The organism is Asaia sp. HumB (assembly GCF_030263835.1).
Lineage (GTDB): Bacteria > Pseudomonadota > Alphaproteobacteria > Acetobacterales > Acetobacteraceae > Asaia > Asaia bogorensis.
The window spans coordinates 197374-218999 of the sequence record NZ_JARPML010000002.1; the positions used below are offsets into that span (position 1 = coordinate 197374).

General features: G+C 59.7%; 18 protein-coding genes. 7 read left to right on the plus strand and 11 right to left on the minus strand.

Annotated features, from left to right (window positions below; all coding sequences use genetic code 11):
- Positions 1-136: 136 nt before the first annotated feature.
- The 4 genes from P5689_RS02255 to P5689_RS02270 all read right to left on the minus strand — a co-directional run bounded on the left by P5689_RS02255 (position 137) and on the right by P5689_RS02270 (position 5508).
- Positions 137-868 (minus strand): CDP-diacylglycerol diphosphatase, encoded by a 732-nt coding sequence (locus P5689_RS02255; RefSeq protein ID WP_023978392.1) that lies wholly within the window; start codon positions 866-868, stop codon positions 137-139.
- Positions 862-2412: a Ppx/GppA family phosphatase gene (locus tag P5689_RS02260; RefSeq protein WP_408868527.1), complete on the minus strand. Its 1551-nt coding sequence runs from the start codon at positions 2410-2412 to the stop codon at positions 862-864. Before P5689_RS02260 ends, P5689_RS02255 begins: the two co-directional genes overlap by 7 nt.
- Positions 2369-4543 (minus strand): RNA degradosome polyphosphate kinase, encoded by a 2175-nt coding sequence (locus P5689_RS02265; protein ID WP_231944704.1) that lies wholly within the window; start codon positions 4541-4543, stop codon positions 2369-2371. The genes P5689_RS02260 and P5689_RS02265 overlap by 44 nt, the downstream gene beginning before the upstream one ends.
- Before the next feature lie 233 nt (positions 4544-4776).
- Positions 4777-5508 (minus strand): HdaA/DnaA family protein, encoded by a 732-nt coding sequence (locus P5689_RS02270; protein ID WP_285531937.1) that lies wholly within the window; start codon positions 5506-5508, stop codon positions 4777-4779.
- Positions 5509-5603: 95 nt separating this feature from the next.
- Here P5689_RS02270 and purM point away from each other — a divergent pair, with 95 nt between their 5' ends.
- Together purM and purN are read left to right on the plus strand one after the other, a co-directional pair.
- Entirely contained in the window at positions 5604-6662 is a 1059-nt protein-coding gene (gene purM / locus P5689_RS02275) for a phosphoribosylformylglycinamidine cyclo-ligase (protein ID WP_285531938.1), read from the plus strand.
- Between the two features lie 8 nt (positions 6663-6670).
- Entirely contained in the window at positions 6671-7255 is a 585-nt protein-coding gene (gene purN / locus P5689_RS02280; RefSeq protein ID WP_285531939.1) for a phosphoribosylglycinamide formyltransferase, read from the plus strand.
- Positions 7256-7337: 82 nt separating this feature from the next.
- Here the strand turns inward: purN and P5689_RS02285 are convergent, their stop codons facing one another.
- The 3 genes from P5689_RS02285 to P5689_RS02295 form a co-directional block, all read right to left on the minus strand.
- Complete coding sequence (locus tag P5689_RS02285; RefSeq protein ID WP_285531940.1) at positions 7338-8750, minus strand: DUF2142 domain-containing protein; 1413 nt, start codon at positions 8748-8750, stop codon at positions 7338-7340.
- Between the two features lie 75 nt (positions 8751-8825).
- Positions 8826-9812 (minus strand): glycosyltransferase, encoded by a 987-nt coding sequence (locus P5689_RS02290; protein WP_285531941.1) that lies wholly within the window; start codon positions 9810-9812, stop codon positions 8826-8828.
- Between the two features lie 107 nt (positions 9813-9919).
- Entirely contained in the window at positions 9920-10747 is an 828-nt protein-coding gene (locus tag P5689_RS02295) for a sugar phosphate isomerase/epimerase family protein (protein WP_285531942.1), read from the minus strand.
- A gap of 301 nt (positions 10748-11048) precedes the next feature.
- Between P5689_RS02295 and P5689_RS02300 the strand changes: the two genes are divergently transcribed.
- Complete coding sequence (locus P5689_RS02300) at positions 11049-12527, plus strand: sugar porter family MFS transporter (RefSeq protein ID WP_285531943.1); 1479 nt, start codon at positions 11049-11051, stop codon at positions 12525-12527.
- Between the two features lie 823 nt (positions 12528-13350).
- Positions 13351-14232 (plus strand): DMT family transporter, encoded by an 882-nt coding sequence (locus P5689_RS02305; protein WP_285531944.1) that lies wholly within the window; start codon positions 13351-13353, stop codon positions 14230-14232.
- 15 nt (positions 14233-14247) lie between these two features.
- On the opposite strand, the gene P5689_RS02310 is transcribed toward P5689_RS02305, so the two are convergent.
- Together P5689_RS02310 and ndk are read right to left on the minus strand one after the other, a co-directional pair.
- On the minus strand, positions 14248-14793 hold the full coding sequence (locus P5689_RS02310) for a hypothetical protein (protein WP_285531945.1): 546 nt from the start codon (positions 14791-14793) through the stop codon (positions 14248-14250).
- A gap of 297 nt (positions 14794-15090) precedes the next feature.
- Positions 15091-15513 carry a nucleoside-diphosphate kinase gene (ndk, locus tag P5689_RS02315; protein WP_023978403.1) on the minus strand — a complete coding sequence of 141 codons (423 nt, stop codon included), beginning with the start codon at positions 15511-15513 and terminating at the stop codon, positions 15091-15093.
- A 117-nt stretch (positions 15514-15630) separates the two neighbouring features.
- On the opposite strand from ndk, the gene P5689_RS02320 reads away from it, so the two are divergent.
- The 3 genes from P5689_RS02320 (at position 15631) to P5689_RS02330 (ending at position 19677) form a co-directional block, all read left to right on the plus strand.
- A complete protein-coding gene (locus P5689_RS02320; protein WP_285531947.1) occupies positions 15631-17523 on the plus strand; it encodes an ABC-F family ATP-binding cassette domain-containing protein in 1893 nt (630 codons plus the stop codon).
- A gap of 45 nt (positions 17524-17568) precedes the next feature.
- The gene (locus tag P5689_RS02325; RefSeq protein ID WP_285531948.1) at positions 17569-18699 is read left to right on the plus strand and encodes an AI-2E family transporter; all 1131 of its coding nucleotides are present in this window, start codon (positions 17569-17571) and stop codon (positions 18697-18699) included.
- A 180-nt stretch (positions 18700-18879) separates the two neighbouring features.
- Positions 18880-19677: a MerR family DNA-binding transcriptional regulator gene (locus P5689_RS02330; RefSeq protein ID WP_285531949.1), complete on the plus strand. Its 798-nt coding sequence runs from the start codon at positions 18880-18882 to the stop codon at positions 19675-19677.
- A gap of 161 nt (positions 19678-19838) precedes the next feature.
- Here the strand turns inward: P5689_RS02330 and P5689_RS02335 are convergent, their stop codons facing one another.
- Positions 19839-20300: a hypothetical protein gene (locus P5689_RS02335; protein WP_285531950.1), complete on the minus strand. Its 462-nt coding sequence runs from the start codon at positions 20298-20300 to the stop codon at positions 19839-19841.
- The gene (locus P5689_RS02340) at positions 20297-21496 is read right to left on the minus strand and encodes a DegT/DnrJ/EryC1/StrS aminotransferase family protein (protein ID WP_285531951.1); all 1200 of its coding nucleotides are present in this window, start codon (positions 21494-21496) and stop codon (positions 20297-20299) included. Before P5689_RS02340 ends, P5689_RS02335 begins: the two co-directional genes overlap by 4 nt.
- Positions 21497-21626: the final 130 nt, after the last annotated feature.

Sequence of the window (21626 nt, forward strand, 5' to 3'; positions counted from 1 at the left end):
CGAAGGAATAGACGGGAAGGACAAATAGATAGGAAGGCACTCTTGGTCGTCCCCGCCATGGTGTCGGGGCCAAAAAGATCTCGCCTTGTCTGAGATACGCGAACCCATCTATCGGTCAGGGGCGCCGGGCAATCATTCAGTTACCGCGCCCCTGACACCGATGATCCTGGATTTCCTCACCGGACGCACGGTCGTCACCACCCACAACATCGTCGAGCAGGACATAGCCAGTTCCCAGGGGTGTCACGATGAGAGTGTGATTTCCCATTTCCTCCTCGGGATGGGCAAGGTTGGCTGCCAGGATGCGGAAAGGCGAACCATTCATCGTGGCGAGATAGAGCGCACGATAATGGTGATTGTTGAAACTCTCTGAAAGATATGACCATGAGGGGCCAATGGATGCCGTGTTGCGATCCAGCAAAGCGCGCATTCTGACATCGATACAGTCGAGATGAATATGGAGCTGGTTCTGCGAGCGCCCGTGAGCGGAATTGATCGCAAGAGAGAGCTCGCTCTCCGGGATCGAGCGATGGTAATCTTGCCCGACACGCTCGCGATATGCCCAAGCTTCGGCGAAATAATTTGGCTGTTCAGGTCGCAGGAGTACGGGACTCTCCATGCCTGTTACTTTCTCCGTAGGAATCAGCAGATACTGCCCTCGACCTTCTATGGAGTGGAGCAGCGCAAAGCCATGAGTCTCATCGTAGACCGTGCAAGGTTTGAGCCCGCGAGCGCAACGACCATGCACAAGTTTCCAGAGTACGTCTGGATCACGGTCTTTATGAATGACCAGCCCTGGAGGTGAGGCAAGAGCAGGGCTGATTCCAGTCAGCGCCGCAACGGTCAGGAGAAGGAACGATTTCAGCACGAGCGGGTGGCTGCTGAGAGAGCCATGCTCTGACCCAGTCGCTCAAGGCGACGCTTGACCCCGCCACCCGCAGCAAAGCTGCTCTGCTCGTTATGGCTCAGCCAGAGAATCCCGTCCTCGATCGAGAGCGAGGTATTCTTGAGGAGCGCCGACGTGCCACCGCAGATCGTATAGGCAAGGCGAAGCGCAAAGCCGAGCTGCACGGCGCGGTCGCAATCATCGGGTGAGAGCAGACGCCGCGAGACTTCCATAAGGGGATCGGCCGGGTCGGCCTCGTAACGGACCGCCAGTGTCAGGGCGACGAAGGCGCGTGACTGGTGGTCAAAGCCAACCCCATGCATACGCATGATGCGCAGATAGGTCTGGGCTGCGCGATATTCGGGGTGATCGAACGAACCGATGTCGGACATACGGCAGGCCATGTCGCGCAATGCCGTTTCGGACGGCGTTTCATGCTGGAACAAGGGCTCCGTCCAGCGCACGAGATCATCGGGCAGCTCCATGCTGCGGCTCAGACGGTGCGCGGTCTCATCAGCCAGTGCCCGACAGGGGTCGAGTGCAGCAACCTCCTGCCCGACCTTGCGCATATACCAGCCCTCCCGCAGGCCATCGACGCTGAAAATGATCTGTGATGGCTGCACGATACGCATCAGGCGCCGCAGGACGGTTGCGGAAAACGGGACATCGTCCAGACGCTTGCGCGGGAAGCCGGGTACTTTCTCCAGCATCTTGCGCGGGGTATCGATCAGCCACGTCACCATCTCGCGCGCCTCATCGGCACCCAGCGTGTAGAGATGAACGATATTGAGCGGGTAATGCGTGCGGGCAATCTGCAACCGGGCCAGGGCGCGGAAGGCGCCCCCAACCAAATAGAGCGGCTTACCCTTCAGGGCAGGCAGCCACGCCACATCATCTAGATCGGCTTCCACAACCTCACGTGCACGTTTGAGGTCACCGCCGGAACGGTCAGACAGGCGTATCACCCCAAGTGGCTTGGTGCAGGCCTCATTATGCCGCCCCCCTGCCACACGGATTAGCTCGAGCGAGCCACCGCCAATGTCAGCAACAACGCCATCTGCATCAGGCAGACCACAGAGCACGCCGGTAGCAGCGTAATCAGCTTCCTCCTCACCCGAAAGGATACGGATCGGCACGTCGGGCATGCACTCGTGCAGCGTCTCGACAAATTCGCGCCCGTTGCTGGCATCGCGAACGGCAGCCGTCGCCAGCACCTCAAAAGGATGGGCGTCCATTGCGCGCGCAATGGCATTGAAGCGGGTCATGACATCGCGTGCGAGTATCAGCCCCTCCTCATTCAGGCGGCCCGTCTGCTCAAGCCCGCGCCCCAGACGCAGCGTGGCTTTTTCATTGAAGATCGGGATCGGATTACGGGTGACGCCCTCGAACACGACCAGCCGGACCGAATTCGATCCCAGATCGACGATGGCGGCGCGATGATGGCCCTTTGGCGCGTCAGTACCCGTCACTCTACCCTCTTCCTCAATCTTCGCGGATACGCTCGGGCCGTTCACGACGACCCGCATCCTTATCCTGCGGTTTCTCCCTCGCTGCCGAGCCGCGCCCAGAGAGCGAAGGGTTATGCATGAAATATTCATGCGCCGAGAAGGGATTAGCCCCCGGAGATACACGATGCCAATCCCCACGCGAGGAAAGCACCCAGCTTTGAAGCGTGTCACGTAAATCCATGGTCATGATCTGACCCAGGATCTGGGCATGGACGGTCGAATTGAAGATCGGCACCATCGCCTCGACGCGACGATCCATGTTTCGTCCCATCCAGTCAGCCGAGGAGATAAAGACCTTGGCCTTGTGCGAAGGCATCCGATGGCCATTGCCAAACGCGAAGATGCGCGCATGTTCCAGAAACCGACCGACGATCGAACGGATCTCGATATTTTCCGAAAGGCCCGGCACACCGGGGCGCAGGCAGCAGATACCCCGAATGATTCCGACCACCCTCACCCCGGCGCGTGACGCCCGGTAGAGCGCATCGATCAGGGCCGGGTCGACCAGGGAATTCATCTTCAGCCAGATCTTGGCAGGGCGACCGGCCTTGGCATGAGCGATCTCCCCCTCGATCAGGTCCATGAGCGTGTCACGCAGCGTGATGGGGGCAAAAGCGAGTGCCTCCATATCCACCGGGGTCGCATAACCCGTCATGTAGTTGAACAGCTTGGCCGAATCGCTCGCGAGCTGGGGATCGCAGGTGAAGAAGGATAGATCCGTATAGATACGCGCCGTAATCGGATGATAATTGCCCGTACCGAAATGCGCGTAGGACCGCAGCCCCCCAGCTTCCCGTCTGACAACGAGACTGAGCTTGGCGTGCGTCTTGAGATGGGTGAAGCCGAACACCACCTGGACGCCTGCCGATTCGAGCGACCGCGCGAGGCGGATATTGGCTTCCTCGTCAAAGCGCGCGCGCAGCTCAACCATCGCCGTGACCGACTTGCCCAACTCGGCGGCCTCGATCAGCGCCCGCACAATGGGGCTGTCCCGCGAGGTGCGATAGAGCGTCTGCTTGATCGCCACCACGTTGGGGTCAAGCGCTGCCTGTTTGAGAAACTGCACCACCACATCGAAGCTCTCGAAGGGATGATGCACCACGATATCCTTGGCGCGAATCGCTGCGAAGCAATCGCCGTCATAATCGCGGATTCGCTCAGGGAAGCGCGGCGTATAGGGTTTGAACAGCAGGTCAGGGCGATCGGATACGATCATCTGCTTGAGATCGACCACACCGATGATATCGGGCTGAACCACCACATCGTCACGTGCCACGTCGAGTTCTTCAGCGAACTCACGCCCCATGCTCTCCGGTATGGAGGCGTCAAGGGCAAGATGGATGCCCACACCACGGCGGCGCTGCTTGAGCGCTGTCTCGTAGGACAACACCAGATCCTCGGCTTCGTCCTCGAACTCGACATCCGAATCGCGGATGATACGCAGCACCCCGCCCTCGGCAATTTCCATCCCGGGAAAGAGGCGTGTGATATGCAGCCGGATGACATCCTCCAGCGCCACAAAGCGCACATCGGGGCGGATATCCGGCTCCTCCTTGTGCGGCGCCGGCAGCCGTATGAAACGGTCGATCTGCTGGGGCAGCAGAATCAGCGCATCCATCGAAAACCCCGGGATCGTCGGGTCATTGAGGCGTAGTGCCAACGCCATTCCAAGATTCGGAATGAACGGCATGGGGTGCGAGGGGTCGATGGCAAGCGGCGTCAGAACAGGATAGATCTCGTTCTCGAACTTGGCGGCAATGCTCTCGCGCTCGGCGTCTGTCAGTTCCTCACGTGTGCACAAGCGAAGCCCCGCCTGGGCGAGTTCACCGCGCAACAGGCGCCAGATGCGCTGCTGTGCCGCAAAGAGCTTCGCCGCGCTGCGGCGCACGCTCGTCAGCTGGCGCGCTGGCGTCAAACCATCAGCCGAGGGGGCGACCAGCCCCTCGCGCACCTGACCAACAAGCCCTGCCACACGCACCGAGTAGAATTCATCCAGATTACTGGCACTGATCGACAGAAAGCGCAGACGCTCCAGCAACGGGTGGCGGCTGTTTTCCGCCTCCTCAATCACGCGCTGGTTGAAATCGAGCCAGGATAATTCACGGTTGATGAACCGCGTCGGTGAGGTCACGATTCCGGGGTCAGGAATCCGGGCTACGGCACGCGTGGCGCGCGTCGCCCTTGGGGCTTTCGCCCGTGTGGCGCGTGGTGCCTTGGAGGGGGCGGGCTTTGAGTCCTTTTCCGAAGACGACGTCACGCGCTACGTTTCCTGTTTCTGTCCAATGAGAAGTAACAACATCGGCTCGTGAGCAGCGCGCGTCAAACCCCTTAACCCAATCATCATAAAACGTTCCGGCCCGGTGATGGCCCGAGTGGTCAGGTTCAACGCTCGCCGGGGGCTGGCTCATCCAGCAGTCCCGACAGGGCCTGTCGTGCAAGGACCCGCGTGAGTGGCCTGTTATGAGCAAGCCCAGCCTGATCGAGCCGGTCGACTGCGCTTACGATCGCATCGCAGGTGCGCGGCAGATGGTGCATGAGCCAATCGAGAATCGGCTTGGAGACAATCATCTGACGCTCTGCAATCAGGCGCAGAAGCAGGGCAAAACGCAGGGAATCCTCAGGCGACAGAAGCGGCACCACCGTGATGGCCCGCAAGCGGCTCGCCAGATCAGGCAGAACGATGGGCAGCCGGACAGGCGCATAACGCGAAGCGATGAGCAGGGTCGTGCGATGTTCACGCGCCAGGTTAAGCAGATGCAGCAGGGCACGCTCGGATGTCACACGCTCCAGATGATCGAGCGCCAGTGTGGTGTGGGCTGCCCCCGCAATCTCGACCACCTGCGCCATATCCAGCGTCGCCGCATCTACAACACGTGCCTGACGCCTCGCCGCCCAGATGTGCAGAAGATGCGACTTGCCACAGCTGTCGTCACCGCAAAGCAGCAGCCTGCGGTCGGGCCAGCCAGTCTGGTTCAGCCAGTGGCGCGCCTGTGCGTTGGAGGCCGACGGAATGAAGTGACGGGCTGCAACGCTTGCAGGCGGCCGCAGCGCCAGCGCGAGTTGCGCGGCGGCGTTGCCCGGCGCCAATCCGTCAATTCCCGCTTCTTTGTCCATTCAATAGCCGTTCCGGTCCTTTCCGAGCCGGGTCGGCTCCATTAGAAGGACAGATACTAACGCAACCGGCCAGGTTTTTCGAGCGAGGCGACAGCATGACCGATCCGATTTCCCCTTCAGCAAGCTATCGCGATTCCGGCGTCGATATCGAGGCCGGTGATGCGCTGGTCGAGGCGATCAAGCCCGCAGCAAAATCGACCGACCGGCCGGGCACAATGGGTGGTCTGGGCGGCTTCGGTGCGCTGTTCGACCTCAAGGCCGCTGGCTTCACCGACCCGATCCTCGTCAGCTGCACCGATGGTGTGGGCACAAAGCTCATGGTCGCCATCGAGAGCGGTCAGCATGATACGGTCGGCGTCGATCTGGTCGCCATGTGTGTGAATGATCTTGTGGTACAGGGCGCTCAGCCGCTTTTCTTCCTTGATTATCTGGCAACCGGCAAACTGGCTGTTGAAGATGCTGCCCGTGTCGTGAAGGGTATTGCGCAGGCCTGCCGCGATACGGACTGCGCACTGGTCGGCGGTGAAACTGCCGAAATGCCCGGCATGTATGACTCCGGGCATTACGATCTCGCCGGCTTCAGCGTTGGCGCTGCCGAACGTTCCGCCCTGCTTCCCGCCGGCATCACGGAAGGTGACACATTGATCGCCCTTCCCTCCACCGGCGTTCATTCCAACGGCTATTCGCTGGTGCGCAGCATCAAGGCCATGAGCGGTCTGCAATGGAACAGCGAAGCTCCCTTCGAGCCGGGCAGCACGCTCGCCGAAGCGCTGCTGCGCCCCACCGCGCTTTATGTGCGAACGGTCATGGCCCTGCATCATGCCGGGTTGCTGCATGGCTGTGCGCACATCACCGGTGGTGGCCTGCCCGGGAACCTGCCGCGCGTCCTGCCAGAAGGTCTGGGCGTACAGATCGAAGCCGATACCTGGCCCGTGCCCCCTGTCTTCCGCTGGCTGGCCATCACGGGCAATGTCGCGCATGACGAAATGCTCAAGGTCTTCAATTGCGGCATCGGCATGGTTCTGATCACGCCCGAGCCCGAGAAGGTTCTGGCCATGCTCGAAGCCCGAGGCGAAAAGGGCTATCGCATTGGTGACGTTACTGCCAATGGCCCACGCTATGCGCTGGATGGCCAGGTTGATTTCGCCCTATGAGCGAGGCAATGGCTGTCCATAAAACCCCCATCGCGGTTTTCATCTCGGGGCGCGGCAGCAATATGAATGCCCTGATCGAGGCCTGTGCACGACCGGATTATCCGGCGCGCATTGCCCTTGTGCTGAGCAATAACCTGGATGCACCGGGGCTCGAGACGGCACGAAACGCAGGCCTTGAAGCTGTTGCGATCGATCACCGTCTTTTCCCGAAAGACCGCGAAGGACACGAGAAGGCCATTGAAGCGTGTCTCGAAAAGGCAGGAATCGAAGTGATCTGCCTCGCGGGCTACATGCGCGTCCTCACCCCTTATCTCGTCGGGCGATGGGCGGGCCGCATGCTCAACATTCACCCGAGCCTGCTACCGGCCTATCCCGGTCTGGATACGCATGAGCGCGCCCTGGCGGCGGGTGATACCCGTCATGGCTGCACGGTCCATCTGGTTACCGATGGTGTAGATGAAGGCCCGGTGCTGGGCCAGGCCGAGGTGCCGGTCCTGCCGGGCGATACACCCTCCGCGCTTGCGGCACGCGTTCTGGAGCAGGAGCATCGCCTCTACCCCGAAGCGCTCGCAGCGTTTCTGAAGGCCCGATAAGGCACCTTCCTGCGACAAAAAAGCCCGGTCAAGCCGGGCTTTTTTTATTGAGCATCCCAGGTTCGAGGAGCAAGGCGCTCCCTTACCAGAAACGTGCGGCCAGAACGCTCGTGAGCGTTACAACGTCAAAGCACAGGAAAGCGGTCATACCCAGCATGGCCCAACGCTGTGTGCTTTCCGACGGGGAAAGCTGGCCTGCTCTTGGCATGAGGGGAAACAATAGAGCCAGAAAGGGCGCAATCGGCAGGAAGTAGCGACCCTGAACGCCATCGATGATGGGCGCACCTACCGGGGTCCAGATCACATAAAGCGAGAAGTAGACAGCGCCGACTGCAAGCAGCATCGCAAGCACCGTCACAAGAACCGTTCTGCCGTTTTGTGCCAAAGCCCGGTTTCTGATCGCTGGATAGGCGCAAAAGCAGAGCGTAGCGAGAATCGTCACATAGACAAGGCGATAGAACCAGGCCGGAAACAGTGTATCCAGCCAACCAAGCACTCCGATGAACTCGTGAATGTTGTGACCGAGATTCACCTTGAGCGTCGTATAGGCGAGCATCGGCAGCGAGAGAGGATGGGTGAGTACCCAGTGCACCTGACCACTATCCGACGTGCCTGACCCATCAAGGAACTGCACTTTGGTCGGGGTCATGCCGAAATGCTGCCAGATCAAAAACGCCACAATGCTGGCCACGAAAGGGGCCACCGCCAGATATTTGCAGCGCCCCGAACCCAGCCATTCCCGCGCTGGGAACAGGCCAAGCGGTATAAGGCTGCACAGCAGCAGAGGGGGCTTACTGACCGTCAGAACCGCGAAAAGACAGGCGATACCAATCCAGAAGCGCGTTGATCCCGGATCAAGCGTATTGATCCGGGTAAGCAGCGAAGCCGTAAGAAGGGCGAGCGCGAAGATCAGGCCATCCTGCGAGCATGACGCGTTGAGCGCCATCACCATGGGCAGGCTCGCAAGCAACATTAGATAAAGCACCCCGCGACGGGCCAGCGCGATGGCGAGCGTGCACAGAGCAATGCTGATCACCGCGTTGATCACATGCACCATGATGCTGGTCTGGATGATCGTCGCCCGCGTATGGCGACCGATAAAGGTGACGACCGCGCCCGGCAGATAGGTGATAGGAGCGTAAATGACCGTATTGCCGAAGGAGGCCCAGCTCTGGCGATGATCCCATGGACGGGCGGCAAGCGCTGAAAGCTCGTTCATGTCCACCTTGGTTTCGGCATGGAAGCGCAGGCTGTTCAGCAATTCTGCCTCAGAGGGAAAATTGGCAGGCAGATAGCCCCCGGCCTGAGCCGCGTCGAGCTTGATGCCAACAAACCCGCCTTGGGCGATCTGAACGATTCGCGCGAAATGATTACGCTCATCCGGCATCTGCCCGGGTGGAATAAGCAGGATACAGGCAAGCCCCATCATGGAGGCGAAGAACATGAATACGCGCACAGGCGAAAGCGCCAAGGCCGATCGCAGAGTGGAAAGCAAGACTTCATCCCCCCGGGGAAAATGCAATGATGGCCCGGAAGCGACCGGACTGGTAACAGCCGCCAGCGCGCCCTGTCAGAAATCCACGCAGGGTGGCGCCTGAAGCGCCAGATAGGCCAGACGCTTGTTCTCCTGCCGGCCCAGCGCGACACTGTTAAGAATGAGCCCGCAAACCAGCGATAGCGCTGCAAGAAGCTCGAACCCGGTGGCCAGTACGGCAGATGGCAGATGCGGCACCGTGTGAGTCTCGATGAAGTCGAGTACCGAGCGAAGCCCGATCAAGCCGCCAACCACAGCGAGGAACAGGCCGATCGCGCCGAAGAACAGAAACGGGCGTTCCTGCTTGAGCAGATTGACGATCGTGCCAAGAATACGAAAGCCGTCGCGGTAGGTATTCAGCTTCGAAAACGATCCCTCCGGCCGCTCGATATAGCGTGTCGAGACTTCACCCATCGACATATTGAGTTGAAGGGTGTGCACCGTGAATTCGGTCTCGGTCTCAAAGCCCGACGAAAGCGCCGGGAAGGATTTGACGAAGCGGCGGCTGAAGACGCGATAGCCCGAAAGCATGTCAGACTGACCCCGACCAAACAGGCTCACGACCAGACCGGTCAGTACCTTGTTACCCAGTACATGGCCAGGACGGTAGGCGGCAACCGCTTCATGAACACGCACGCCCATCACGGTATCATGTCCGTTTTCGAGCGCCATACGCACCATCTGCGGGGCCGCAGCCGCCTCATAAGTGCCATCGCCGTCAATCAGCACATAAAAATCAGCTTCGATATCCGCAAACATGCGCCTTATGACATGGCCCTTGCCCTGCAAGCGCTCACGTCGAACGATGGCACCGGCTTCTCTCGCCAGTTCGACGGTTCGATCGCTGGAGTTATTGTCATAAACATAGATGGAGGCGTCTGGCAGGGCATCCCGCATGTCGCGCACAACGCCAGCTATGGTTACTTCCTCGTTGTAGCAGGGAATGAGGACGGCAACCCGGCAGGTGCCAAGCGGCAGTGCGGTTGCTGTGACGATACCTGCCTGATTGCGGTCTGTCTGCATTACTCTCTCTGCGGAACGATCCTGATAAGGCGCTCCTAGCATCTCGGCTGCATCGAGGCCAGATCATGTCGGTGGCCCCATGGTCTGCGCAGCCAGCCTGCCCCAGCTTAACCAGTCGTCATATGATCACGCAGCACGCCTTGAAGGCGTGGCAGTAGAAAAGCCGGGTCGCATTCCCATAGCGCCGGGCTGATCAGTTCCACCGACCATGGCCCGACATAGCCGCTGCGCCTGACGGCGTCGCACCATCCCGCAAGGTCGATTTCCCCCTCCCCCGGCATGCAGTCACGCAGCACGGTCTCGTCCCAAGCCTCGCCGGGACGTGGAAGGCGCCCATCGCAGAAATGCACACCGAAGATCCTTGCAGGGTCGAGGGAATCGAGATCGGCAGGTACCGCTCCTGACCCGTGGAAATGCCAGAAATCGACAACCACGCCCACATTGGGAGCCCCCACACGGGCGATAACCTCTTTAGCCTGGGTCAAGGTCCGGAAACGGGTGAAGGCCGGCAACTCGATCATGTATCGCACACCCCAATCGCCCCCAATCGCGGCAATTGAGGCGATATTCTGCACCATGACATCCATGAGCGCAGACTCTGGCAGATGATCGGCGCCCTTACGCGGCAGAACCATGACCGTTCTTGCCCCCAGATCATGCGCCTCGCGCGTGATCTTGACCGCTTCCTCCATCAGGGCTGCGCGTCCGGTCGCATCGTGACGCTCGATGTGATCGAGCGCGCTGACATGGCTTATGCCCATCCCGGCATCACGCACCATGCCTCGCACGGTGTCGATGGCACCGCCGCAGGCGAGATAACGGGCAAGCTTTGGATAGAAAATTTCCATATCGTCAAACCCCGCCTCATGCGCGAGACGGATATCAGTCAACAAATTCGAGTGGAAACTCGTAATACCGTGCAACGCGGTGCGCATGACGACCATCTCCTCCTGACAAATCAGTCATCCTCATCGGACAGAAATCTGCCCCGGTGATCCTGCGCCGATCCTGTCCCGGGCGGTGCCAGGGTCACAGTCCGTCCTTGATGTGAAACCATCGGAATTCGCATTCGCTTCCGCAGGCGCGTGGCTAGGCTCCAGACGTTAACTTAATGTCATCTTGGGGTCGCCCTATGATCATTCCTTCGATTCCCTCCCCTGCCTTGGATCGTCGCTCCTGCGAGACCCATCGCGCGTCTGCAATCGAGACCGCTTTCTCGGCAAACGGAGGACGCGCATGAGACGGATCCAGTCACTCGTCGGCGTCACGTCCGAGCGCCATGATGTTTCCTATGTGCTTCGCATCTGCGCGGTAGCAGCGCTGGGCGGTATTCTCTTTGGTTACGATACCTCCGTCATATCGGGGGCCATCGGGCCGATACGGGCCCATTTCCATCTGAGCGACGCAGCAACCGGCTGGGCTGTCTCCAGCGTGATACTAGGCTGTATCATCGGGGCCTTTGGCTCGGGGTGGCTCGCTCACACGCTCGGGCGCCGGATGGCGCTGTTTATCTGCGCCATCCTGTTTTCTGTGCAGTCGATTGGTGCAGCCCTTGCGCCTGATTTCACCCAGTTCGTCATCTACCGAATTCTGGGTGGGCTGGCTGTTGGCATCGCCTCTGCGGTATCGCCCATGTACATGTCTGAGGTATCGCCAAAGGACATGCGCGGTCGGGCCTTGTCGATGGAGCAGTTTGCCATCGTTCTGGGCGCGCTGATCGTTTACGTCGTCAATTACCTGATCGCTGCCCGTGCGAGCACGGCCTGGCTTGAGGAAATGGGCTGGCGCTGGATGCTTGGCTCGGAAATTGTACCGTGCCTCGTCTTTTGCGCGACGATTTTCCTCATTCCGGAATCTCCACGCTGGCACATGATCCGTGGGCGCGAGTCCCATGCCCTCAAGACGCTGAGCCGGATCTCAAACGAGGCCCATGCACGCTCGCTCATCGCTGAGATACGGGAATCCATGACGCAGCATACCCGCCAGGGGCCTGCGCTCATGACAGTGCTGCGCGACCGCCGCGCAAGATGGATCGTCTTTGCGGGCGCCATGGTCGCAGGCCTGCAGCAATTCACCGGCATCAATATTGTTGTCTATTACGCACCGATGCTCCTGAGCACGACCAGCGGCAGCCTTCAGAATGCCCTGTTCCAGACCATCTGGATTGGGGTGGCCAATCTCGTTGGGGGCATGATTGGTGCCTGGATTGTCGATCGCAAGGGAAGACGTCCGCTGATCCTGTGGGGGTCGCTCGGCATGACCATCGGCCTTCTGGTGTCGTCCGTTGCCCTCTACAGACAGGATTCCGGACTTCTCGCCCTGTTCGGCCTTCTCTTTTACATGCTCATGTTTGGCCTTTCCTGGGGGCCTGTCGCATGGATACTCGTTTCGGAAATCTTCCCGAACCGCATCCGCTCTATTGGCATGAGCCTAGCCGTCGCTTCAAACTGGGTGATGAATTTCATGGTGGCGCAAGGCTTTCCCATGCTGGCAGGCAACCATGCTCTGAATGAGGCTTTTCACGGTGCCTTTTCCATGTGGCTTTTTGCGGCGCTCTGCCTCGGTTCGATGGTCTTCGTGTTGCGGTATATCCCTGAGACAAGAGGGGTCTCCCTTGAGAAGATCGAGGAAACCATGATGGCTGGCCCCGCCTACACAGCGAGCTGCCCGGAGAACAAGTCGTTCTTCACCAGACGCCCTGTCGATCACACTTGAACCGGGCGTGGTGAAGCCTGATAGAAAAAACAAGCTGACATAGGCGGTGCCACTTCAGATGCCGTCATTACGCCTCCTCATAGTCCCGCGTGCCGACAGAATTCATTGACGGCACGAGGTGTCGGGAGGAAGCATTTTGGCAAGCGTGACCGGGCGTAGATCGTTCGGTAGCGCCGCCTGTTCAATCTCGTCGGCCCGACGATATGGCTCAACATCGCGATACTGACGGGCTCGCAGGTGTCGCGCGCAAACCCTCCTATACGCTGGCCGGGACGTGCACAGCGGCACAGGTAACGATACAGGCTGAGACAGGTTGACGCGTCCAGCAGGATCAAGCCGGTCGCTCGTGCCAGACGATCTTCCATGCAGGAAGAGTAATTCCCGTCAATCACCCAGCGGTTATCCGAAATTGCCCGTGTGTGATCAGTGTGGAAAGCGTCAAGCGGCCTTAATGTGCTGAAACTGCCATGGTGATAACGCAGAAGGTCCAGATGAACCACCGGGAGATCAAACGCTGTGCCCAAACGCAGCGCAAGCGTGGATTTCCCGCTATTGGAAGGGCCGAGTATACAAATACGCGTTCCCAGTCTGCTTATTGGATCCATTGGCTTCACACCCCCGGCCTGAATAGGCTTTCCCGTAACGCCAGAGAAGACCGGGGACTCTGCCGCCATCGGCACTCGCGCGGAAGACATCACTCTCATAGAGGGTGCGGCTGCCCCGCACCCGTGCCAAAAGACAACTCAGACGACCTGGAAAGGGGGGACGATCCGTGCAGAAGCAACAACAGAACCATATGGGACCAAAGGAATGGTCGCTTCTGTTGATCCTCGCCCTCCTCTGGGGCGGCTCATTCTTCTTCTTCAAGATCCTTGTTTCTACCGTACCGCCCTTCAGTGTCGTTCTGGGGCGGGTCGGGTTGGCGGCCTTGGCGCTCAATCTTCTCTTGGTCGTCCGCCGCACGACCCTGCCGATGGATCGCACCCTCTGGTTACGGCTTTTCGTGCTCGGACTGCTCAATAACGTCATACCCTTTTCAGCTATCGCATTCGGCGAAACGCGTATCTCCAGCGGTCTGGCGGCAATTCTGAATGCCACAACGCCGGTTTTCACTATTATCGTCGCGCATTTTCTGACTCATGACGAGAAGATGCGTTGGGGAAAAGTTGCCGGCATCGTTCTGGGCTTCTGCGGAGTTGGCACGCTGATCGCGCCTGCATTGGCAGGAGGCAAATTTCAGAGCTCGCTCGTCGGAGAGCTGGCCTGCCTTAGCGCCGCGCTGAGCTACGGGTTTGGGGGCGTGTACGGACGAAAATTCCGCGGTCTACCGGCTTTACAGATCGCCACCGGGCAGCTCACCGCCAGCACGATCCTGATCCTGCCCCTTTCCCTGCTGGTCGATCACCCGTGGACGCTTCCTCCACTCTCAGCAACCGTATGGGGGGCCTTTGCAGGCATCGCATTGCTCAGTACGGCTGGCGCGTTTATCCTCTATTTCAAGCTTCTTGCCACCTCCGGCGCCACAAATCTCTCGCTCGTTACGTTCCTGCTCCCCATCATGGCGCTGATGCTCGGGATACTCTTTCTGGGCGAGCACCCCGGCTGGTCTGCTCTGGCCGGGCTCTGCCTGATTGGCGCAGGCCTGGCCGCTATCGATGGACGCCTGTTCCGCCTCGTCACAGATCGGGCAACGACATCTCGATGACCCTGGCGCGCCGACTTAGATCCCGCGCTGATCATCCTGCTCTTGCACATCCTCGCCCGGATCACTCTCGGCTGACGGCTCTGATACGGTGAGCCGCAGGGAGATCATCGCCACATGATCCGGTGATTGCCGGGCAAGAAAAAGCGTATGACCAGGGTCGATCCAATGCATGACCTCCGCCGGCTCAGACGTCGACGCAGAATTCCCCGCATTGACCATGCCGATTTCCGTTACCGCATCGCTTTCGGACAGGATGACACGCACTGGAATCGTCTCCGGCAGCACAACACCGTCCTCGGACGTCACGGAGTCTCTTTCCTCACGCTTGAGGCAAATCACCTGAACGTTTGGGGGAAGGATGTAGCAACACTCATCCGCCGCCAGCCCGAGCTTGTCCAGCTTTCGGCCATCCTGCGTGTAAATACAAATATCAGGATCAACGATCTCTAGAGGCCTTGCTTCCGAAGGCATAGATTTGGCCGGAAATTGAATGATGTTGTCGGAATATATCGATATTTTGTCGGTAGATTCATCATCTTTATTTATGCTTATCACTGCCATCGAATTCTCTACTTTGCGTAATTTCTATGTGATTACGTAACCTCAAGTTTCTTATCACTTTGCCATCTGCGTGATTTATCAAATCGGGCGTAGTTTGTCAGATTATTCAGGTTATTGTTCTACAAAGCGTTAAAAGCCGCCATCGGCGGCGTGAAGATCGTGGCCAGATAACATGAGTACATTTTTGCGGGGGAACGACGCAGCCATACCGCCTGACCACGCTTTCCAACCCAGCAGAAAGTCAAAAAAAAGGCGGCTGAAAAGCCGCCTTCTCTACCTGCCTTGGTGGAGACTGCCTTACGGCAGGATTTCCGTCTCGGCAAAGAAGAACGAGATTTCGTTCTTTGCATTTTCGAGGCTGTCGGAACCATGCACCGAGTTGGCTTCGATGCTCTCGGCATAGAGCTTGCGCACGGTGCCCTCAGCAGCCTGGGCCGGGTTGGTTGCGCCCATGACTTCGCGATGATGCGCCACAGCGTTGTCACCCTGCAGTACCTGCACGACGACCGGCTCGGACAGCATGGAAGCAACGAGGCTGCCGTAGAACGGACGCTCGGCGTGCACAGCGTAGAAGGCCTTGGCCTGGTCTTCAGTCAGCTTGATGCGCTTCTGGGCGACAATGCGCAGGCCTGCGCCTTCGAACACGGCATTGATCTTGCCGGTCAGGTTGCGACGGGTTGCATCGGGCTTGATGATCGAAAGGGTGCGTTCCAGGGCCATGAGGCATCTCCTGCATTAAAAAAGAAAAGCGGTGAACGCCCTTCCCCTAGAGCAAAACAAGACTTCCTGATAGTCCGCTTGGCATCAAAACGCCTCCATATTGCCCGGGAAGAAACTGTGAGCCTGCTGACCATCACCGACCTGACCCTGCGCATTGCCGGTCGCGTCCTGCTCGACAATGCCTCACTCAGTATCGACCCGGGGCGCAAGGTGGGGCTGGTCGGCCGGAATGGCGCCGGCAAATCGACGCTGCTTGCTGCCATTGCCGGTGATCTGCACCCCGATGGGGGCACGATACAGCTCTCCAACCGGGCCAGCATGGGGCGCGTCAAGCAGGAGACGCCTGAGGGGGATGCCTCCCTTATCGACACGGTTCTGGCTGGCGATCTTGAACGCGCGCGCCTGCTGCACGAGGCCGAAGCGGCCCATGATCCCTCTCGCCTTGCCGATATCCATGAGCGTCTGCTTGTCATCGATGCTCATACGGCCCCGGCCCGCGCAGCAAGCATCCTGTCAGGGCTTGGTTTCGATCATGCAGCCCAGCAACGCCCGGTCTCGTCATTCTCCGGTGGCTGGCGCATGCGCGTGGCGCTGGCCACAGCCCTGTTCCTGAACCCCGATCTGCTGTTGCTGGACGAGCCCACGAACCATCTCGATATCGAGGCGACAATCTGGCTCGAAAACTGGCTCAAGACCTTCACGGGTGCGGCCATCGTCGTGAGCCATGATCGCTCCCTGCTCGATAGCGTGGTCGATTCCATCGCGCATCTGGACAAGGGCAAGCTGAGTCTTACTCCTGGCGGGTATAACGAGTTCATCCGCATACGCACCGAGCAGGCCCTGCAGCAGAACAGGGCAGCCGAACGCCTTGCTGTGCAGCGCGCGCATATGCAGTCTTTCGTCGATCGCTTCCGGGCCAAAGCCACCAAGGCCCGACAGGCTCAGGCCCGCCTCAAGGCACTGGCGCGTCTGCCTCAGATCGACTCTGTTGTGGAGGACAGTCCCACCCGCTTTTCCTTCCCGGAGCCCACGCCGCTTCCCCCGCCCATGCTGTCGCTGGAAAATGTGAGCGTTGGGTATGACGGGCGCGCTGTCTTGTCGAACCTGTCCTGCCGCCTCGATCTTGACGATCGCATCGCGCTTCTGGGCCAGAACGGCAAAGGTAAATCGACCTTCGCCAAATTGCTGGCAGGGCGTCTCCACCCCATCTCAGGCCGCGTCAACCATTCTCCAAAGCTTCGCATCGGCTATTTCGCCCAGCATCAGGGTGACGAGCTCGTGCTGGGCGATACACCCATCGACCATATGAGCCGCGCCATGCCTGACGCGACGCCTGTCGCCGTACGCGCACAGCTCGACCGGTTTGGCCTCGATGCCGGCAAGGCCGAGTCCCGGGTGGGCGACCTGTCAGGCGGTGAGAAAGCGCGCCTCCTTCTTGCCCTCGCCACGCGCAACGCCCCTCACCTCCTGCTGCTGGACGAACCGACCAACCATCTGGATCTTGATGCCCGCGATGCACTGATTCGCGCCCTTTGCGATTTCGAAGGTGCTGTCGTGTTGATCAGCCATGATTCTCATCTGGTGGAATCCGTCGCTGATCGTCTCTGGCTTGTCGATGAGGGAACAATCACGCCGTTCGATGACGATATGGACGGCTATCGCAGCTGGCTAATCGAACGGGCACGCAAGGCTGCCAGCGACAGCCGGGTGGAGAGCGAGCCGGACAGCGCCGGCAGGAAGGATCAGCGCCGAGACCGTGCGGAACAGCGAAAGGCTCTGGCGCCCCTGCGCAAGGAAGCCAAGGCGGCCGAGCATTTGCTGGAACAGCTTGGCAAGGAACGCCAGAAAATCGAGACGCGTCTGGCCGATCCGGCACTCTATGCAAAAAGCGATACAGCCGAAATCATGAAGCTGAACACAAGACTTGCCGCATTGCGCCTTGAGGAGCAGGCCGCTGAGGAACGCTGGCTGAACGCAGAAGCCGAAATCGACGAGGCGAACCGAAGCTAGGGCTTTCCGTTACAACGAGACAGATTTTTAAAAACAAGAGAGACGATGTCTGAAACCCATCATGACGACGCCCACGGCGCGGGGCGCGAACTGACACGGATCTTCCGGATCCTGCGTTTTACTCTCATCGTTACAGTTGCCGTGCTCGCTATCTGGCTCATAGGCGACGTGCTGATGGTGGTTTTTGCCGCCACGTTGTTTGCTGTGATCCTGCACGGTCTGGCGCGTATTCTGCGTGACAAGGCGCGTATGCCTTACCAGCTCGCCGTGGGTCTGGTGGCACTGACAATCCTGCTCGCCATCGCGGCTCTGTTCTTCTTCAGTGGCCCGCAGATTGGTGACCAGTTCGTCAAGCTGAAGCAGGCTTTGATCACGCAGTATGGACAAATACGCGAGCAGATGGGCACCAGCACATGGGGCCAGTTTGCCCTCGATCATCTGCCCAAATCGCTCGGTGGGAACGAGGCTGGCAGCGGCCCGTCCCTTGGTGCCGGTCTAGCCAATTCGGTAACCGGTATTCTGAGCAGCGCGTTCGGACTGCTCGGCACGATTGCCGTGATCCTGATTGCGGGACTCTATTTCGCCCTGTCCCCCGCCATCTATGTGGATGGTCTGCTGCGCCTCGTGCCCGAGGGCCATCGCCCGGAGGCCCGCAAGCTTCTTCTGACGGCGGGCACGGCGCTGTGGTCTTGGACAATCGGACAGGCCTTTGACATGCTTGCCGTCGGTCTGGCCTCGGGTATCGGGCTGGGCTTTCTTGGCGTTCCCCTGGCGATGGCCCTTGGCGTTGTTGCCGGCCTCTGCAATTTCATCCCCTATATCGGCGCGATTCTCGGGGCGATACCGGCTGTGTTGATCGCCCTTTCCCAGGGCACACGCACCGGCCTCATGGTGGCGGGGCTTTATTGCGTCATCCAGTTCCTGGAGGGCAACGTGCTCGCCCCCCTGATCCAGCGCCACGCCGTTCATATGCCGCCAGCGCTGGCAATTCTCTCCCAGACCGTGTTCGGCACCATTCTGGGCGTGCCCGGCCTCATTCTTGCCTCTCCCCTTACCGCAGCCCTGCTTGCCATTGGTGACAAGGGCACGGCACCGCTCGCCGATGATATGCGTACGGGCGAAACCATGGGTGATGCACCGCTCTCGAGCGAGAGCGGAAAACAACAACACGCCTGACCCTTAACTGACGGGGCGTATTATCACCCCGTCAGTCCAGCCTGCCAGCCGGAGTGATGCCACGGGCTGCGCGCGGCTCTGCCTTCAAATACCAGTCTCAAACTTAATGTATTTACCTCTTGCTCCTCACACTGTGTCAGCATCGCATGGTGATGCCGGACGAAAGAGAGGGGCATCGTGATGCGTGATCGATCAATTGGCGAAATGGCTGCCCAAAGCGGGCTGTCGGTACGCAGCTTGCGCCACCTTGAGGAAAAAGGGTTGATCGCCCCACGCCGAACCGAGGCAGGTCGTCGTGTCTACGGCGCGCGGGAAGTAAATCTGATCACCAAGATCCTCCCGCTTCGGCAGGCAGAGTACCGGCTATCGGAAATCTCCGCGGTCATGATTGCCCCCTCTCTGGACGCCCGGAGCCTGATCGAAACACAGATCCTGCATCTTGGCGCGAAGCAAAGAGAGATCGAGACCATGCTGCGCCGTCTGCGGCATATGTCCGATCTGCTCGAGACACGCGAAACGCCTGATGCTGACCGGCTCTGTTCCCTTATCAAGGAGGCACAGACCATCATGACACAACAGGATCTCAGAACCGTCGCAAAGCAGTATTTCATTGAGGAAGAATGGGATCGCTGGCAGACGCTCGGGGCTAGACTCTTTCCGGGAGAGACGCGCACCGCCTATGAGCAGAACTGGGCGGCGTTGATCACCCGTGTTGCAGACGCCATCAGACAGGGCGTTGCTCCAGGGTCGCCCAAAGCCTTGTCACTGCTTGGTGAATGGATGACGCTGCAACAGCCGATGGTTGATGCGCTGGGCAAGGAGCACTGGGACAAGGCGGCAAAGATGTATGCCGATATGGAAAGCTGGCAAGCAGAAACAGCCAGGGCACCGTTCAGTGCCGAGGTCTATCGTTTCATGACGGAGACCGGCCGCCTCTCTTGCACGGGGGGAAAGCAGGTCTCGCAGGGCCAGCCCTGAATACGCGCACTGTTGGTCCGGGATGGATGCTTTCATTCCGGGCGATGGGTGTCGCAATTATGACGCCTGACACCATGCCTGCAACCGTCACGGGTGTCAGGCTAAAGTGCCAAGCAAGCGCCTGAACACTCTTGCAGGTGAACAGGCCACGAAGCTTTTCCTCAGGGAACGTCGGTTTTCTCGAAGCCCTGCCCCTCGATCAGGCGACGCAGCGGCGCCCAGTCCTGATCGTCGAAGCTTTGCACCTTGAAGCGTGCCTTGGGGTTCGCGCGCGTGATGGCGGTATCATTCCAGTCAGCGCCGCTGATACCGGTCCAGAGCGCGAGCTCGAACGGCTCACCATCCGGCAGGTGGGCCTTGATTACCACATCGCCGGTTGAAGGGGCTGGCGAGGTGAGCGGGGCCCAGCCATGCGTATGGCTGTGGAGCCATTCGTTCAGCTGAGCCGTTTCCACCGCGTCAAGCTTGCGCGTCTGGTTCGTCTGCTCGATCGTTAGTGTCACATCCGACACGGTCTCGAACCGTACCGGCCGCAGAGCCGGCCATGCGAAATACCAGATGAGCGCGACCGTCGAGAGAACAACCGCCAGAAATCCGAAAACGAGAAGGGTTTCTTTCCTCACGCGCCGCGCTCCTGCCCGGCATCGGCCGAACCGGCCTCACCACCTGCCTCGGACGCTGCAAAATAGGACGAGACAGCACCGATCACTCGGCTGACCTCTTCATCAGTCAGTTCAGGATGAAGCGGCAGGGCCAGAATACGAGAGCCTAGCGTTTCCGAAACTGGCAGCGATACCGTCTCGTCATGATGCTCGGCATAAGCTGGCTGCTCATGCAGCGGGCGCGGATAGTACACGACGCTCGGGACCCCGTGGCGGCCAAGATGCGCCTGCAAGGCATCCCGCGTGGCGGCGTCCGGCAGCAGGATGGAGTAGATGGCCCAGGCGCTTGCACTGTCCTTTACCCGTGCAGGTGTCTGCACAATAGCGGAAAGCGCCGCGTCATACGCCTGTGCAATGGCTTCACGGCGGGCCAGTTCCTCTTCAAACCGGTCGAGCTTCGCCAGAAGAATAGCCGCCTGAAGCGTATCGAGACGTCCATTGAGGCCGATACGCAGAACCTCGTAGCGCGTGCGCCCCTCGCCGTGGGTGCGCAGCGAACGGTACAGCGCCGCACGCTCGGCATCGTCAGTGAGGATGGCACCCCCATCGCCGTAGGCCCCCAGCGGCTTGGACGGGAAGAAGGACAGGGTTGTCGCCATCGCCTCGCGGCCCAGCTTGTGACCGTTCAAAGAGGCGCCAAAGGCCTGGGCGCAATCAGCGACAAGCAACAGTTCCTCCTGCGCGGCAATATCGCGCAGGTTTGCCCAGGGCGCAGGCTGACCGAACAGATCAACGCCAATGATTACGCGAGGCTCGAGCTCCTCCTGCGCGCGTATCGACGCTATGCGGGCGCTCAGATTATCGCAGTCGATCTGAAAACTTGCCGGATCCACATCCACGAAAACCGGGGTGGCGCCAAGCAGCAGCACCACTTCCGCGGTGGCGGTATAAGTAAAGGCCGGCAGAAACACGGCGTCGCCCGGACCAATCTCCTCGGCCATGAGCACCATAAGCAGTGCATCGGTACCGGACGAGACGCTCACCGCATGCGTCGCACCACTATAGGCGCAGAGCCTTTTTTCGAGCTCCTCGACCTCCGGCCCCATCACGAATTTGCAGTGCTCGAGAACTGTGTCGATCCGCTGCTTCAGCGGCGCGCCGAGGCGCGCCTGTTGTCTGGGCAGGTCGAGAAAGGAGATGGGGGCTTTGTCGCTCATGGCACCTTTTTTTCCATTAACGGCCGCATGAGGCCGGTCCCGTATCGCCAGAGGGTCCGTCAATCGCGGCATAGCCCGAAAGACAGTTTCCGTTGGCCGGGCGCATAGGGAGGCGCGCCCGTACGATCAT

Bases quoted from the DNA above. Each gene is read 5' to 3' on its own strand.
- P5689_RS02325 (WP_285531948.1), top strand. From the start codon at position 17,569: ATGTCTGAAACCCATCATGACGACGCCCACGGCGCGGGGCGCGAACTG.
- P5689_RS02260 (WP_408868527.1), bottom strand. From the start codon at position 2,412: ATGCGGGTCGTCGTGAACGGCCCGAGCGTATCCGCGAAGATTGAGGAA.
- P5689_RS02295 (WP_285531942.1), bottom strand. From the start codon at position 10,747: ATGCGCACCGCGTTGCACGGTATTACGAGTTTCCACTCGAATTTGTTG.
- purN (WP_285531939.1), top strand. From the start codon at position 6,671: ATGGCTGTCCATAAAACCCCCATCGCGGTTTTCATCTCGGGGCGCGGC.
- P5689_RS02290 (WP_285531941.1), bottom strand. From the start codon at position 9,812: ATGCAGACAGACCGCAATCAGGCAGGTATCGTCACAGCAACCGCACTG.
- purM (WP_285531938.1), top strand. From the start codon at position 5,604: ATGACCGATCCGATTTCCCCTTCAGCAAGCTATCGCGATTCCGGCGTC.
- P5689_RS02340 (WP_285531951.1), bottom strand. From the start codon at position 21,496: ATGAGCGACAAAGCCCCCATCTCCTTTCTCGACCTGCCCAGACAACAG.
- P5689_RS02300 (WP_285531943.1), top strand. From the start codon at position 11,049: ATGAGACGGATCCAGTCACTCGTCGGCGTCACGTCCGAGCGCCATGAT.
- P5689_RS02330 (WP_285531949.1), top strand. From the start codon at position 18,880: ATGCGTGATCGATCAATTGGCGAAATGGCTGCCCAAAGCGGGCTGTCG.
- ndk (WP_023978403.1), bottom strand. From the start codon at position 15,513: ATGGCCCTGGAACGCACCCTTTCGATCATCAAGCCCGATGCAACCCGT.
- P5689_RS02270 (WP_285531937.1), bottom strand. From the start codon at position 5,508: ATGGACAAAGAAGCGGGAATTGACGGATTGGCGCCGGGCAACGCCGCC.
- P5689_RS02310 (WP_285531945.1), bottom strand. From the start codon at position 14,793: ATGGCAGTGATAAGCATAAATAAAGATGATGAATCTACCGACAAAATA.